Here is a 16,102-nt window from a genome sequence, read left to right as displayed (position 1 = left end):
AATCTGTTGATGAGGTGTTCGCAATGCGTAGATGGTTCAAGGATAGTTGGAAGCGCTTATTTCAGCGTAAAACGATTTTTCGCAATATGGTTACCTTGTCTTTATTCGTAGCTGTCATTCCGGTAATTGCCGTTGGATTCGGAAGCTATTTGTTTTCGGCTTCAGTCGTGCAGAGTGAAGTTAACCAATCAAATGTCCGCATTTTGAATAACATGTCCTCGAGTATCGATTCGACATTGGATCGTATACAAAACAATGCCATTCAAATGCTGCTGGGCACTTTTTTTAGCACGAATTTGGCAGAGCTGAAAAGCACGAACTATACCGGCTTTTATTCCGGTATTTCACGAGAGTTATCTGCGTTGCAAAATGGCAACAAAGAAGTAAGCGATGTCGCAATCTACGTACCGGACGAAGGTTATTTAATTTCGCCAATCTACGGTGGCCGCAGAATCACTGAAGACAAAGAACGCGAGGCGCTGCTGAAAGAACTTGCATCCGATAACCAGATCAGATGGGTCACGGGGCCGATTCCGTATTTACCCGGTTATAATCTGAACGGCGTAACCCTGATATCTAAGGTGCCGCTATTAGCCAAAAATCCGACTGGACTTTTGTTTATACGCATCGATTAGGCACTCTTTCAAAACATTATGAGCCGGTTCGTCAGCTATAGCGGCGAGCAAATGTTCATCTTAAACGCAACGGGCAACCTCGTGACTTCAAGCGGCGGGAATAGCGTTCCCGAAGGCTTAGTCGAGCTTATTGCTCAAAAGCAATCTGAGCAGCGGTTTACTTTCACTTTTCAAGATACGGATTACTTGGTGACGCCCATTACTTCCTCCTATAACAAATGGCAGTATATCAACATGGTGCCGGTCAATGAATTGAACGCCAAATCCAAAGGTATTGCCATGATTACGCTGACGATCATTGCCGTTTGTCTTGTACTGGGCATTTTAATCGCATTATGGGGCACACGACGTGTCTATCGACCGATCGAGAACCTCGTGGCCCATTTGAAAGGCGGACAAGTACTCGACTCGGAAACGGATGAAGTTGGCTTCGTGCGCAAACGATGGGGTGAGTTAAGCAGTACGGCCAATCAACTGCAGCAGCAGCTAAGCGATCAATTACCGTTAGTTCGTGAAATTTTTGCGCTGCAGCTTTTGCAGGGACGGTTTCTCCATTACTCTGGGGATCAATTAGAGGGCATGTTACGCAGATACGACGTACCTGCAGGGCGGGAAAACAGTGTCTTCGTCATCACTTGCGACCCGCCGCAGGATAGTGGTTCGCGCTTTCAGGAAAATGACCGCGATTTGATCGTCTTTGCCTTAAAAAATATTGTCGGTGAACTGCTGCAATCGCAGGAGATGGAGGGTATCATCATCAATCTGCTGAATGACCAGGTCGCCGTTTGGCTGTTCCGCGATCCCGAGCAGACAGATGAGGGGCAGGCTGAGGTTAAATTGTTTGCAGAACGCCTGCGAATGTTGGTGTCCGATTATCTTCGTCTTCCAGTGACAATCGGTTTGAGTGGACAGAGCGAAAGTATCACAGATCTGCCCGAACTTTATGAAGAGGCTGTTCTGTCCGTGCGCTCTCGCATCATCGTTGGTGGTAATCAGGTGATCACGCACTCGGGTGGTGGCGGCGCATCCGAACTTCATTACCGCTATCCGCTCGAAATCGAAACCCACTTCGAGCATTCCCTACAGCTAGGCGATCAGGAAGAAGCGGAGAGGATGCTGGCCGAATTCGCCAAGTCGATGAGTGATAACGTCCAAAAGCCTGAGCTGATACAAATGTCGTATTATCGGCTGCTAACCGCTGCTATTCGTACTGCGTACTTGCTGGGTCTCGATTCGGCCCAATTGTCTGGAGAAGCGGAAGCCGATCCTTACGGGCAAATCCGCAAGATCAGCACGATTCGTGAATTGAACGAATGGTTCAAGGTGCAAATGGTCGATCCGATTGTTGCTTATGTACAAGGCAAACAGCACCAGGAGCATGAACAATTAATCCAAAAGGTCGTCCGCTACATCGAGGACAACTATCACTTTGATCTATCGCTTGATCAATGCGCGCAAATCTGCGGTTTGAGTTCCCATTATTTAAGTAAGCTGTTTAAAAAGACGATGGATGTCTCATTTATCGAATATTTGACGAAGATCAGGATTGAGAGGTCCATCGAGCTGCTGCGAACGACGGATTTATCAGTTTCGGATATTGCCGAAAGAGTCGGCTACCAGACGAAAAACTTTATACGCGTATTCAAAAAGCACATCGGCGTTACGCCGGGTCAATACCGGGGAACCGACAGCGATAGTTAGCATGCACATATTTTGTTCCGCAGGCATGTTCTAAGGCAAGAAAAGTGTATAAATATTCGGAGGAACCCCTTTACTGCGGGGTTTCTCTTTTTTTGCCTCCGTCGTTGTAGACTACAAGAATTGGTCATTGTCCGGAAAGCTGTGATCAGTGTACGATCTGTTCATGCAAAGCAGCGAGATGCTAATGACATGAACGAGAGGTGAGGAAGTTGTCGCAAAGTCGATTGGAAACGCTCCAGACAGCGGCACCAGCTGGAGTGGAAAAGGCAATTCGAGTAAAAGGCTCGTGGGTGCAAGAATGGGCCGTCGCGATAAAGCGTGACAAATATCTATATGCAATGGCAGCGCCTGGATTATTATTTTTCCTATTATTTAAATATTTCCCATTGTGGGGACTTCTGCTAGCCTTTCAAAACTATTCACCTTATTTAGGCTTTTGGGACAGTGAGTGGGTGGGCCTGAAATACTTCAACGAGTTTTTCACCAATCCCGATTTTATGCAATTGTTCCGAAATACGATGGCGATCAGCTTGTTGAACATCTTTTTCTTCTTCCCGATTCCAATCGTAGTGGCACTGCTGCTGAATGAGGTGCGTAAGCTCGCTTTCAAAAAAATCGTACAAACGGTCATTTACTTGCCGCACTTTCTTTCCTGGGTCATTATTGTTGGGATTTGCTTTCTGATTTTTGGACAAGGCAGCGGAGTCATTAACCAACTGATCGCCGAGTCCGGGGGACAAAAGATCGAGTTCATGACGGAACCGAACTTATTCTGGGCTATGCTGACCGCACAAAGCATCTGGAAAGAAGCCGGTTGGGGGACAATCATTTTCCTTGCCGCACTTGCTGGCATTAATTCGGAGCTATATGAAGCTGCGCAAATCGACGGCGCGAGTCGTTGGCAGCAAGCGATGAATGTGACGCTTCCCGGTATTAAAAGCACCATCATTGTCCTGCTCATTCTGCGCTTGGGGCAAGTTATGGACGTGGGCTTTGAACAAATTTACTTGATGATGAGTGGACCGGTCGCGCATCTGGCCGATGTTTTCGATACCTATGCGTATCGCGTCGGTATTCAGCAAGGAAGATTCGGTTATGCGACGGTTGCCGGACTTTTCAAATCGGTGGTAGGACTAATCCTTGTTGTAATGTCCAACCGCTTAGCCAAAAAATTCGGAGAGGAGGGACTCTACTAACATGAATAGAAGCTTCGGCGTGAAATTCTTTACTGCGATCAACTACGCTGTGTTAACGATATTTGCGCTTGTGACGTTGCTGCCATTTCTGTATGTCATACTTGTATCTTTTACCGACCCGACAGAGTACATGAGCAAGTCAATCGTATTAATACCACAAACATGGAGTCTCTCTGCTTACGAATTTATTTTTTCGACAAACGCGTTCGTGAAAGCTATGGGAGTCAGTGGATTTTTGGCGGTCTTCGGTACTGTCTTGAGCCTAATCGTTACGAGTGCACTCGCTTATGTCCTATCGCGTAAAAGGTTGAAAGGAAAGAAATTTTTCTTGGTCGCGATTTTGCTGACCATGCTTTTTAATCCGGGTATGATTCCGAACTACTTACTTGTGGACAGTCTTGGCTTGATGGATACGGTATGGGCGCTCATACTGCCCGCATTGACTAGCGCCTGGTATGTCTTTTTAATGAAAAACTTTTATCAGGAAATACCGGATGAATTGGAGGAAGCGGCTAAAATCGACGGCTGCTCGGATATCGGCGTTTTTATCCGTATTATGCTGCCTGTGTCCGTTTCAGCGCTTGCAGCATTCGGCTTGTTTTATGCTGTAGCTTACTGGAATACGTACTTCAGTGGAGTTCTCTACATTAACACAGACACGCTCAGACCGCTGCAGGTTCTGCTGCAAATGATGCTGGTTTCTGCTTCGCAAATGGCGGACCCGTCCATTGCTGCAATGCTGGAGAGTGAGCAGACAGTGCCACCGCAGGTAATCAAAATGGCCGCAGTCGTTATTTCTTCGCTTCCGATCGTCATCGTCTATCCGTTTCTGCAAAAATATTTTGTCAAAGGCATGATGGTTGGCTCCGTGAAAGGATAACTGTGAAAACTCTGAAAGGGGTGATGCTGGCTTAAACGCACAGCAGAAGAGGTAAGTATAAAGATATTATTCCTGGGAGGTCCACACATGAAACCAATGGTAAAAAAATTGGCCGTTGTTATGACAGCGGCTGCACTTACAGCATCCTTGGCGGCTTGCGGCAGCGCATCGAATGAAGGTCAAAAGGCAGTCAGCACAGCAAGCAGCAAGCCTGCGAAACCGACAGATATTTCAATTACGACGCTGGCCTTCGCCGCAGCTCCAACGGGCGAACTGGAAGCGGTTAAAAAGCTGAATGAGAAATTAAATGTCAACCTGAAGCTGAGTTGGATTCCATCCGCTCAAATTTCGGAGAAACTAAATGCACTGCTCGCGTCCAGAGATTTGCCGGATGTGCTCTTCATTGAGGACTTCAATTCAACGCCTGCCTTCTTGAATGCGATCGATCAAGGCGCTTTCTGGGAATTAACGGATTATGTTAAAAATTACCCGAACTTGGCCAAATATCCGGAGAATGTGTACAAGAACGCATCGCTCAAAGGAAAGCTATACTCACTGCCTCGCGTTAGACCGCTGGACGGTCATGAATCGCTGCTAATTCGCAAAGATTGGCTGGATAAGCTCGGCTTGCAGCCGCCGAAAACAATGGATGAGCTTTATAACGTGCTTGAAGCATTCGCGAAGAAAGATCCGGACGGCAATGGCACTGCCGACACGTACGGCGCTGTATTTCCTGGATCTCCTGGACCGTCTAGTTATTTGTTGTCGCTTTTCGGAACAGGAACAAAGTGGAAGGAAGAGAATGGCAGCCTGACGCCATATTGGTGGACGCCGCAAGCGAGAGAGGCGCTAATCAATTGGAACAAAGTTTACAAATCAGGCGGTATATTACCTGACTTCCCAGTGCTCAAAACAGCACAAATCAAAGACATGCTCGTGCAAGGGAAGGCAGGACTTGCTATCGCTAACGTTGTTGATGCCTACAAATACAATGTTGAGCTGCAAAAAACGAATCCTAAGGCAAATCTGGTTGCTTTTGAGCTTCCGAAAGCAGCGGACGGCAAAGCCTATTACGAGCAAGCAAGCGGTTTCTACGGTCAATTCCTGATCAATAAGAAATCCGTAGACGAGGCTAAGCTGAAGAAAATTCTTAAAGTTTACGATTACACAGCTTCTTTAGAAGGTTACAACCTGGCTGTGTACGGCATTCAGGACGTTGATTACAAATTAAAGCCTGACGGCTTTGTCGAGCAAACGGAAGAAGGCAAGAAAAAAGGATATTCTGGCGATACGACCGGCCAATGGGTGACGGGTACTTTTGATAAATACCTTAGAGCGAAAGTATCGGGCATTCCGAGCGACGTATTTGAGGCAAATAAAAAGTTGGTTGACTCGATCAGCTCCATCCCGGATCCTACTTATGGCTTGATGAATTCAGCCCCATTTAAAGAAAAGGGTGCGGACTGGAACAAGAAGCTTAACGACATGCTCACTAACGTGATTATCGGCAAGAATTCAATAGAAGATTGGGATAAATTTGTAAAAACGTACAAAGACGACCCAAGCTTCCAGCAGCACGTAAAAGAAACAAGTGACTTCTTTAAAGAAAAGAACAAGAAGTAATTGCAGCAGCTCAGACCCGACTATGACCTTTTTATTGGCGTCGTCGGGTTTTGTTCTCTACTTTTCATAAAAAAACGATATGGTTCAAATATCGTCGATATACAAATTCCGTTATATGTCTTACATTTTAATTGCTTTTATATTAATTTCTAGTGAGGTGAAGTTAATGAGGAAAGTAAGTATGTTGTTAGCTGTCAGTTTAGTTTTCAGTTTAGTTGGATCGTACATCCCTTTTTATGAAAACGCTATCCTTAAGGTAGAGGCTGCAGCGGTGAACCAGATGACGAACGGAAGCTTCGAGCAGACAACCACAACAACAGATGCTGCCTGGAGCGGTGTCACAAGTCCTGTCCCTGTTGGCTGGGGGTTATGGATTCCAACCGGGAGCGGGAAAGCTCCGAATAAAACGGTGAACGTCTTGCTGGATTCTACCACGTATCATGAAGGGAGCAAGTCGATTTTGTTTGATGCCTTCGCAACAAGCCGAGTCTCTGTGAATCAAAGCGTCACGACGGTAACTGCCGGCAAATCTTACAGACTTAAAGTGTGGGTAAAAACCGACAACGTAACGGGCACTGGTGCTTACTTCAGAACGCAATACTATAACACGAGTAAAGTTGGAGACGGTCCTGCATCTGCCAAGTTGTTAGGTACGAAGGATTGGACTTTACAGCAAGTATTTATGACCATACCAGCGGGCGTCACGAAGTTGGTCATTGAACCTTTCCTTGAAACGGGAAAAGGAAAAGTATGGTTTGACGATATCAGTTTGGAGGAGTATGACGGGATTACAGGAATTGCTTTAGATCAAACCGCCTTTTCCATGGCCAAAGATGCATCGGTAACGATTACACCGACATTCACTCCGGCGAACGCAGTGGACAAAACAGTTATCTGGAGTTCCAGCAATCCGAGTGTAGCAACAGTGGACAGTAATGGAAAAGTAACCGGAGAAGGGGTAGGCTCATCTACGATTATGGTCTCAACACCAGATGGAACAATAAAAGCTCAATGTCTTGTTAACGTAGAATCTGCTGAAACGATTCAATCGTACAGCGAGTTGCGCCTGAAATGGTACGGCAAATTGACGGGCGGCACCACGTACAATACGGCTGATCCGGATATTGCCGCTAACCTTTCTGCACTAGCCGCAAGTGTTTCGAATGCGAATACGACCGGGCATTGGGATACGCTCAATAAAGCTGCGGGCCGATCTTATTTGTGGAACGATCTGTCCAGCACAACGGATTCCGCACAAATATCTAGCGCTTTCGGCAGGCTGAAAGCCATGGCGCTCGCTTATTCTCTACAAGGCTCAAGCCTGTATCAGAATACGGCGCTGCGGGATGACATCATCAGCGCTTTGGATTGGATGTATGCGAACCGTTACAATGAAACCAAAAATGAGTACGGCAATTGGTGGGATTGGGAAATCGGAGCTCCGCAGATTCTGAACGATACCCTTGTGTTGATGTTCGCTCATTTGACGCCGGTGCAAATAAGTAAGTATATCAAAGCCGTCGATCGTTTCGTTCCGGATCCGAAGAAGAGGACACTCAATAATGTGACGGAAACCGGAGCTAACCTGCTCGATAAAGCATTGGTCGTTACGATGCGTGGTGTGATCGGAAGCAATAGTGCGAAGATCACGCAAGGACTTGATTCCATCGGGCCGGAATTTATTTACACGGATCATGGAGACGGTGTTTATAAGGATGGTTCGCTTGTTCAACACACCAACATCGCATACACAGCGGGGTACGGTGCTGTATGGCTCAACCGTGCGGCCGATATGACGTTCTTGTTGAATGGTTCCCCATGGCCGGTGACGGATCCTAATGTGAATCATGTTTACGATTGGGTATCGGATACATTTGAACCCGTCATTTATAAAGGACTATTTATGGATATGGTGAACGGAAGAGGGATCTCCAGACAAAGCTCGGGAAGCGCCAGAGGCACGATTGTTACCTTGCTTCGTTTAGCCGAGGGGGCACCTGCGGACGTAGCTTTATCGATAAAGCGAATGGCCAAAGAATGGATTCAGTCGGATACGACATATGCCAATTATTACGAGGGTTTGCCGATTTACGAGCTGTCGCTAGTCAAAAAATTGATGAACGATGCTTCGATCCAGCCTCGAGGAGAATTGCTGAAAAACCAAGTGTTTGCTGGTATGGACAGAGTTGTTCATTTACGTGAAGGATATGGTTTCGGGCTCAGTTTGTTCTCAAACCGCATCTCTGCCTTTGAAAAGGGCAATAACGAGAATTTGAAGGGCTGGTATACGGGCATTGGAATGACTTTTTTATATGATCAGGATCTTACCCAGTACCGCAATGATTTTTGGCCAACTGTAGATTCGTTCCGACTGCCTGGCACGACAACGGATGGATCTGGGAAAGGGACGACACCTGTCGAGTGGAAAAGTTACATGAATCCGAAGACATGGGTTGGCGGATCGTCCATCGATAACCTTTACGGTGCAGCGGGTATGGACTTCTCACTTGCCCAATCGACTGGAAGCAATCTGCAGGGCAAAAAGTCATGGTTTATGTTCGATGATGAAATCGTAGCATTGGGTGCTGGTATTTCGAGCACGACAGCCGGACCGCAATCGGTGGAGACTATTATCGATAACCGCAAGCTGAACGATGCGGGAGATAATGCACTCACGATTAACGGAACAGTGAAGTCGAGCCAGCTCGGTTGGTCGGAAACGATGGGTGACGTGAAGTGGGCTCACTTGGCCGGAAATGCGCCGGGTTCCGACATCGGCTATTATTTCCCTGAAGCTTCTAATGTGTATGGTTTGCGCGAAGCGAGAACCGGCGCCTGGAAAGATATTAATAGCGGACAATCGGCTACCCCGGTTACGCGAAATTATTTAAGCTTGGCCTTTGAACACGGGGCAACGCCATCGAATGCTTCTTATTCCTATGTCATGCTGCCTCATAAAAATTCAGCGGATACAGCGCTTTATAGCAGCGCTCCTAATGTTGAGGTACTGAGCAATACAACGGACGTACATGCGGTCAGAGAGAAAAGGCTAGGTATTACGGCGCTGAATTTTTGGAATCCGGCAACGGTTGATTTCATTTCTGCGCAAAATCCGGCATCCGTGATGGTGAAGGAAACGGACAGCGAATTGACAGTTGCTGTATCCGATCCGACGCAAACGCAAAGTACGATTTCGCTTGAACTGAACAAGGCTGGCTTATCGGTGGTTCGTGCTGATGACACAGTTACGGTTCTGCAGACGATGCCTTCCTTAAAGCTGAATATTACGGTCACAGGATCTTTTGGCAAAACGCATGTCGTCACATTCAAAAAGGATACAGCAGCGCCGGTTACGACAACTAATGCGAAGTCTGATTGGCAGCGTACTGCGCAATCGGTGACATTGACGGCGAGTGATGATGGCAGTGGCGTGCAGAAGACGTTTTACAGTTTGGATGGTGGCGCCTTTGTGGAAGGGAACAACATCGTTGTTTCTGAAGAGGGCATACATCAACTCCAGTTCTACAGCATTGATAATGCCGGAAATCAAGAAGCAATCCAAACGGCAGTAATCAAAATCGATTCAGTAGGTCCCAACATCGTTCCTACCGTTACGATGGATGTATATTGGACCGACGGCGGCAGCCTGCAATTCGATATCTCCGATCCGGTGAGCGGCGTGGCAAGCGAGTCTCTTGAGCTGGACGGTGTCCCAATAAGCCGACCCTATTCGTTTAGTCCATTATCGCTAAGCATTGGCGAACATGCGGTGAAGGTAAAAACGGTTGATACGGCAGGAAACGAAACTCTTGCAGCATACTTGCTAAAAGTACGGATGGATGTCGACCATTTGGACGAAGCTGTTCGTTATGCTTATCAACGAGGTTGGATCACCAATCAGGGCATATTGAACAGCTTGCTATCGATGATAGAAAAGATTCAACGGATAGATGATGATAATCAAAAGAAAAACGAATGGAATGAACTGGAGAACCACATTCGCGCACAATCCGGCAAAAAAATTGACGCCGTGTTTGCGGAACTTTTATTACAAGCTATCGCACAGTGTAAATCCTAATAACTGTTGAGAAATGTGAACCCGACTTCGTCCGATTGGACGAAGTCGGGTTTTGCTTTTTTGCTTGCATGCGGGCGATTAAGCGCCAGAATGGCTGAAGGATTGCAAGTAAACAAGAAAATAATCAGGCGTCTAACTAGATGTGCTATGATATTGTACATCTTGGGATGAATCCCAAATTAATAACGTGATGCGAGGTCGAGTCCGGATGAACCGATTCAGAAAACCATGGCGAACGTCTACTACGCTCTATATTCTGCTGTTTACGATGGTGGTGCTGCCTATATTGACAATTAGCGCTACTATTCTTCAGGTGTACAAAAGAGACCTGCTGCAGCAAACGACCGACCGAACGCTCCAGACACTTCATGCGGTGACGTACTCAATTGAGCAGGAAATTAGCAATGTCGTCAACTTTTCCGCAGCGGTTGGTATGGATTCGGAGGTGCTGGAGACAGCGACTTTGCTGCACGAATCAGCTTTGGATAAGAGGCAGCCTTATTCCATTGATTTATCGAAAGCTCTGGGGAAATACAGCTCGTCCATGTCAGGCAGGGTACAGTCGATCAATTTCTTTTATAAAGACGGAGGCGTCTATTCGTACTTAAAAGATTTGGCAATAGATGACAACATTCTACGCAAAATGGATTGGTACAAGATGACGATCACCGAACAGGATCACGTTCATTTCATTGGCAAACAAAAAGGCGCGCTATACGATTCACGAGAATCTACGAGCATTGTAACCACAATTTCGCCGAGTTATTTTCAAATGCTGCATGGGATTGATTTCATATATTTTGTGTTTAGTCGGGATCATTTCGAGAAAATGCTGTGGCAAAATCCAATCAGCGGATCATCGGCATTCCGTATCGTAACGACGGATGGAGACGTTATCGCCTCCAGCTATAACTTACCGGCAAACGAGCAAGGGATGGATACTTCGCTAATCAGCCGCATCAACTCGCAGCGCGAGGGTAATTTCGTGGAAACGATCAATGGGCAGAAGATGATGGTTGCCTTTGCAACGGTGGACATAGCGAACTGGAAGATCGTATACCAAATTCCTTACAGCGAGTTAATGGCTAATTACAGCATTATCTATCGATTGGTCCTTTTCGCGACCTTCGTCGTCATCGTCGTATTTCTGATCATTTCTTTTTACCTTGTTCATAACTTAATGAAGCCTATCCATGTGTTAGTGGTGAAAATGTCGCGCGTCATGGACGGGAATCTCAATGTGAAGATCGAGGCCTCTGGCAGTGCCGAAACGGTCACGCTAGGACTCACGTTTAACCATATGATGGACCAAATCAAGCTGCTTATTAATAAGACCGAGCTGCAGGAGAAAGCGAAGCAGAAGGCGGAGTTCGCTGCGATGCAATCGCAAATTAATCCGCATTTTCTGATTAATACACTCAATTCTATTAAACTGATGGCGATCATTAGCCGAGTTGACAACATCCGTAATATGACCCAGGCGCTGATCCGTTTGGTATCTTCCTCCTTCAATCGTGGAGGCAGTTTGACACTGCTTGCCGATGAAGTTGAGAACTTGAAACAGTACATTTTCATTATGGAAACACGTTATGGCAATAAATTTGAGGTGAAAGGGGAAGTTGATGAAACAGCAATGTCGCTCTATATTCTGAAGCTGCTGCTTCAACCGATTCTTGAAAATGCAATTACACACGGTTTGGTTAGTAAAGAAACGAATGGAACGATTACGATTGGTATCCACAAGGTGGGCGAACAGCTTTGCATTGTTATCGCAGATGATGGCGTAGGAATCCCGGACGAGCAGATCGAGAAGCTGCAGGACCCTGACCAGGATTATACGTTCAGCGGCATGGGCATTCTTAACGTACATCATCGCATTGTGCTGCATTACGGACAAGACTATGGCGTAACGATAAAGAGGTTGGAACCGTCTGGCACGAAGGTGGAAATTATACTTCCAATCATCCGAAGTCAGGAAGAAAATCAAATCGTTAGTTCAAAATAGATCAAGGAATGGGCAAAATCGATCATTCGGCTGCGTTAAACAATCGATTATGATAAATACAAGGTACAAACAACCTAATCGATATCAAGTGGGGGGTCAATTCGATGAAGAAGAGAAAATGGGCAAGTTCTTTAGCGTTGGTTAGTTTAGTGGCCATGACGGCTTTGACAGGATGCGGCGGTACAAAGACGGCAACAACGCCGGCAAGCGCAGCGCCAGAAGCGACGAAAGCAGCTACACCGGCTAAGCCAGCTCAGCCGGTGAAGCTGAAGCTCGCTATGTGGGACACGAAAACTGATTTTGAGTATTGGACAGAGAAAGCGAAAGAGTATAACAAGCTTAAGCCGAATGTAACCGTTGAAGTGGAAAAGGTGCCTGACAACGGAGGGCAATACTTGAAAGTTAGGTTGGCGGCTAACGATTTGCCTGACTTGATGTACTTGAAGCCGAGTCACATGCAAATTTACAAGCAGGCGCTGCTGCCTCTGGATGATACGAATGCGGCTAAAAACAACAAGTTTCCGACTATAATTGATGGTAAAACAATGGGTCTTCCACTCATCTCGTTCTCTGAATTTGTTTATTTCCATCCAAGTATTTTCAAAGAGTTGGGCTTGGAAATTCCGAAAACGTTTCCAGAATTGATCACGACAATGGATAAGATCAAAACGAATGGTAAATACACACCAATTTCCATTGGTGCCAAAGATGACTGGACCTTCTATCCATTGATGGAGTTCGGCCCGCATATTTTATCTGGCGATGAGAATTATTTGGCGAACCTAGCCAAAAATCCTGCGCCATTTGGAGATGGCAGCAACTTTGATAAAGTAGGTAAGGCGATTAAGGTAATTGCCGATAAGAAATACGCAGGTCCTGATGCGCTGTCTGTTTCGTTCGACCAGTCTACGCAATCCTTCGAAGCAAAGAAGTCGGCGATGATTGCACTTGGTCAATGGTACTATCCTGATTATATTGGGAAGGTGAAGTCGGATGAAGATCTAGGCGCGTTCCCTCTTCCTTTCCGCGAGTCGACGAGCAGCGATCTGACATCGATGATGATGTCCGATATGAACATCGGTATTAACAAAAACACCAAAAACGTCGAAGAAGCCAAGGCATTCATGGACTGGATGTTCAGCAAAGACGTCTACTCAGGTTTTGTCAATAAAGTACAACAATTTTCCACGGTTAATGGCATCACTTCGGATCTTCCGTTCTTCAACAAATGGACAACAGCTAATCCTTCTAAGCCATTTGTTTATTACGGAACTGATGAGGCCTATGCAAAAGTGAGCGCTGCTGCACAATTCGATCCGAAGAAAGCCGCACAAAGCATTTTTGCCGGTAAACCGATCGATGGGATTGAAAAAGAATTAAATGAAAAGTGGAAGAAAGCGATCGATTCAACGAAGTAATGACGATAGAGGGTACTATTTGAGCGAGACGGAATAGTACCCTTTTCCTATCAATAGAGATTTAGGGGTGAGTGGAGATGAGTTATAGCTTACAGAAAAAAGTTATCATTTGGTCGTTCTTGTTCATTCCGGTTGCGCTCATGCTCTTGTTCCTCATCTATCCCACGCTACAATTGTTTCGTTACAGCATAACGAATTGGGATGGATACAGCGAGAGTTTGAAGTACATCGGGTTTGATAATTATAAAAAATTGATTTTTGATTTCCCGGATGCCTGGCAAGCTATTGGCAACAATGGTATCTACTTTATCGTCCATCTGCTGTTCATTCCTATTGAAGTGATGACAGCGGTGCTGCTCAATCGCACGATACGCGGAAGTTCGTTTTTTCGTTTTACGGTGCTTATGCCTTACATTATTAACGGTATTGCCGTCGCTTATATGTTCAGCTACATCTATAACCCTGTGAATGGGCCGCTCAACGAACTGCTCAAATGGATGGGACTGGAGTCGCTCATTACCGGTTGGTTAAGTAACTTGAGTATCGTAAATTACTCGCTGGTCGCTGTATCTCTATGGCGTTTCAGCGGTGTTCATATCATCCTCATTCTGGCGGGCTTGCAGTCAATTCCGACTGATCTGTATGAAGCTGCCAAAATGGATGGCGCTGGTTTTTGGACGCAGCTGCGTCATATTACCTTGCCCGGCATTCGGCGCGTGATGGAAATCATCTTGTTCCTGAATATCTCCGGCGCGCTGCTGCAGTACGACATCCCTTATGTGATGACAGGCGGCGGACCAGGAACAGCTAGTTCTACATTTGGTTTGTTTTCCTTGCAAACAGCGTTTACCTATAACAATTACGGCCTTGCTTCGGCCATGGCGGTCAGTCTTTTGATCTTGATCATCTGCTTCTCGTCTTTACAAAATTGGATCATTAAAGATAGGAGCGAGTCTTAATGGAAGTCACATTTACCGAGAGCAAACGCCAATTGCTCAGTAATGTCCTGTACTATATATTTTTTATAGCGATGTGCTTGATTGTGTTCATTCCGGTTCTACTTGTCGTATTCGGCTCGCTGAAGACAAATGCAGAACTGGGGGCGACATCACCTTTCTCGCTACCAAGCAATTTCTTTCATTTCGAGAATTTTGTAAAAGCCTTCAACGAAGGTCACATTCTGCTTGGTTTGCGCAATACCTTGGTGTTGGTCGTTGTTAGTATGGCTGGTAATGCCCTGCTCGGCACAATGACGGCATTTGTGCTCAACCGTTTTGATTTTAAGCTGAAAAAAGTGGTGCTGCTGCTGTTCATGGCTTCGATGATCATTCCGACATACACGACGGAGATCGCACGTTTTCAGCTGATTCACGCCATGGGTCTGTACAATTCATTGGGTGCTCCGCTGCTCATTTATGTAGGGACTGACATTATGCAAATCTACATTTACATCCAGTTCCTGGAAAAAATATCAAATCAGCTAGATGAAAGCGCGACGATGGATGGTGCGTCATATTTCCGTATTTTCCGCTCGATTATTTTCCCACTGCTGCTACCAGCGACCGCCACGCTCGGCATTCTTAAGAGCGTAACCATTATGAATGATATTTATGTGCAAAATTTATATATGCCAAAAAAGGAGCTTGCAACACTGCCGACCGCTCTCATGGCTTTTGTCGGTCAGCGGAGCTCAGATCTAGTGGCGCTCTGTGCAGGTATCATCCTGGTGCTGCTTCCCAGCATGCTGTTCTACATCGTGTTCCAACGCTACATCTTTAGAGGCTTGATGGATGGAGCCGTCAAAGGTTAGTTGCCTGGCTGACGAACTTCGATATGGGGGATGTCTTGCATTTGCAAAATGATGATCGTAGACGATGAACCAGGATTTGTGGAGTGACTTAAAGTCAAGGAGGCTGGCGCTGCTTCAAGCGCTGCAAGATGCTGAAGCAAGTCAGTGGGTACGCGCGTTTGAACAATTAGAGAAGCGATTGGAAAGTGTGAGGAAGGAGCTTCCTGACAGAGTGCGAGCTTTTTTCGTCGATGTGTTATGGGAGATCGGAGCCATTCTCTATGCCAAAGGCATTCGGTTTGAGGAGATAAGTGTTTTTGATCCGTTTGATGATCTTAAACAGAGCGATACGCTGGAAGAAACGCTGTATTATGTGAAGCAGCATCTAGTGCATGCACATTGTATGATTCATAGACTTGAGACGCTGAACAACGTCCGCTACAGCGCACCTATAGCTAATGCTAAGAAATTCCTCGATATGCATTATCGCGAGGAGGTCACTCAGTCGCTCGTTAGTAGGATGGTCGGCTTCAGTGAGAGCTACTTGAGTAGGCAATTCGTCAAAGAAGTTGGTTGCAACTACATCGATTATTTGACAAATTTGCGGATCGAAGAGGCGAAGCGACTGCTGGGAACGGGAATCAAAATCTCTGATATTTCGGGAAGAATCGGCTATCTGAATCCAGAGCATTTTAGCCGAATGTTCAAGAAGATGACTGGATATAGTCCGAAAGCATATCGAGATAGTTTACGGAGAGAGTAGAATAAAGTATTCTT

The 16,102-nt window shown here is 46.0% G+C and carries 11 protein-coding genes; all 11 read left to right on the top strand.

The window, feature by feature from the left end; genetic code table 11:
* The first annotated feature begins 23 nt into the window (after positions 1-23).
* A complete protein-coding gene (locus GC098_RS24265; protein WP_171645794.1) occupies positions 24-635 on the top strand; it encodes a hypothetical protein in 612 nt (203 codons plus the stop codon).
* Positions 636-653: 18 nt separating this feature from the next.
* Entirely contained in the window at positions 654-2,336 is a 1,683-nt protein-coding gene (locus GC098_RS24260; RefSeq protein WP_171645793.1) for an AraC family transcriptional regulator, read from the top strand.
* Positions 2,337-2,545: 209 nt separating this feature from the next.
* Positions 2,546-3,532 carry an ABC transporter permease gene (locus GC098_RS24255; protein WP_246321279.1) on the top strand — a complete coding sequence of 329 codons (987 nt, stop codon included), beginning with the start codon at positions 2,546-2,548 and terminating at the stop codon, positions 3,530-3,532.
* Position 3,533: 1 nt separating this feature from the next.
* Positions 3,534-4,412 (top strand): carbohydrate ABC transporter permease, encoded by an 879-nt coding sequence (locus GC098_RS24250; RefSeq protein ID WP_057305446.1) that lies wholly within the window; start codon positions 3,534-3,536, stop codon positions 4,410-4,412.
* Positions 4,413-4,499: 87 nt separating this feature from the next.
* Positions 4,500-6,035: an extracellular solute-binding protein gene (locus tag GC098_RS24245; protein ID WP_171645792.1), complete on the top strand. Its 1,536-nt coding sequence runs from the start codon at positions 4,500-4,502 to the stop codon at positions 6,033-6,035.
* 166 nt (positions 6,036-6,201) lie between these two features.
* Positions 6,202-10,113, top strand: a complete 3,912-nt coding sequence (locus tag GC098_RS24240) for a polysaccharide lyase family 8 super-sandwich domain-containing protein (RefSeq protein ID WP_171645791.1) — start codon at positions 6,202-6,204, stop codon at positions 10,111-10,113.
* A 208-nt stretch (positions 10,114-10,321) separates the two neighbouring features.
* Positions 10,322-12,118, top strand: coding sequence for a cache domain-containing sensor histidine kinase (locus tag GC098_RS24235; RefSeq protein ID WP_171645790.1), 1,797 nt, complete (start codon positions 10,322-10,324; stop codon positions 12,116-12,118).
* Between the two features lie 104 nt (positions 12,119-12,222).
* The gene (locus GC098_RS24230) at positions 12,223-13,536 is read left to right on the top strand and encodes an extracellular solute-binding protein (RefSeq protein WP_171645789.1); all 1,314 of its coding nucleotides are present in this window, start codon (positions 12,223-12,225) and stop codon (positions 13,534-13,536) included.
* A gap of 77 nt (positions 13,537-13,613) precedes the next feature.
* Entirely contained in the window at positions 13,614-14,495 is an 882-nt protein-coding gene (locus GC098_RS24225; RefSeq protein WP_171645788.1) for a carbohydrate ABC transporter permease, read from the top strand.
* A complete protein-coding gene (locus GC098_RS24220; RefSeq protein WP_171645787.1) occupies positions 14,495-15,346 on the top strand; it encodes a carbohydrate ABC transporter permease in 852 nt (283 codons plus the stop codon). Before GC098_RS24225 ends, GC098_RS24220 begins: the two co-directional genes overlap by 1 nt.
* A gap of 64 nt (positions 15,347-15,410) precedes the next feature.
* Positions 15,411-16,088, top strand: a complete 678-nt coding sequence (locus tag GC098_RS24215; protein ID WP_171645786.1) for a helix-turn-helix domain-containing protein — start codon at positions 15,411-15,413, stop codon at positions 16,086-16,088.
* Positions 16,089-16,102: the final 14 nt, after the last annotated feature.

It is taken from the genome of Paenibacillus phytorum, assembly GCF_013141715.1.
Lineage (GTDB): Bacteria > Bacillota > Bacilli > Paenibacillales > NBRC-103111 > Paenibacillus_E > Paenibacillus_E phytorum.
This window is presented reverse-complemented; position numbering and strand designations above follow the sequence as displayed.

What these genes read in the sequence shown, in the direction of transcription:
- GC098_RS24265 (WP_171645794.1), top strand. Translation starts at nt 24, where the DNA reads ATGCGTAGATGGTTCAAGGATAGTTGGAAGCGCTTATTTCAGCGTAAA.
- GC098_RS24260 (WP_171645793.1), top strand. Translation starts at nt 654, where the DNA reads ATGAGCCGGTTCGTCAGCTATAGCGGCGAGCAAATGTTCATCTTAAAC.
- GC098_RS24250 (WP_057305446.1), top strand. Translation starts at nt 3,534, where the DNA reads ATGAATAGAAGCTTCGGCGTGAAATTCTTTACTGCGATCAACTACGCT.
- GC098_RS24245 (WP_171645792.1), top strand. Translation starts at nt 4,500, where the DNA reads ATGAAACCAATGGTAAAAAAATTGGCCGTTGTTATGACAGCGGCTGCA.
- GC098_RS24240 (WP_171645791.1), top strand. Translation starts at nt 6,202, where the DNA reads ATGAGGAAAGTAAGTATGTTGTTAGCTGTCAGTTTAGTTTTCAGTTTA.
- GC098_RS24235 (WP_171645790.1), top strand. Translation starts at nt 10,322, where the DNA reads ATGAACCGATTCAGAAAACCATGGCGAACGTCTACTACGCTCTATATT.
- GC098_RS24230 (WP_171645789.1), top strand. Translation starts at nt 12,223, where the DNA reads ATGAAGAAGAGAAAATGGGCAAGTTCTTTAGCGTTGGTTAGTTTAGTG.
- GC098_RS24225 (WP_171645788.1), top strand. Translation starts at nt 13,614, where the DNA reads ATGAGTTATAGCTTACAGAAAAAAGTTATCATTTGGTCGTTCTTGTTC.
- GC098_RS24220 (WP_171645787.1), top strand. Translation starts at nt 14,495, where the DNA reads ATGGAAGTCACATTTACCGAGAGCAAACGCCAATTGCTCAGTAATGTC.
- GC098_RS24215 (WP_171645786.1), top strand. Translation starts at nt 15,411, where the DNA reads ATGAACCAGGATTTGTGGAGTGACTTAAAGTCAAGGAGGCTGGCGCTG.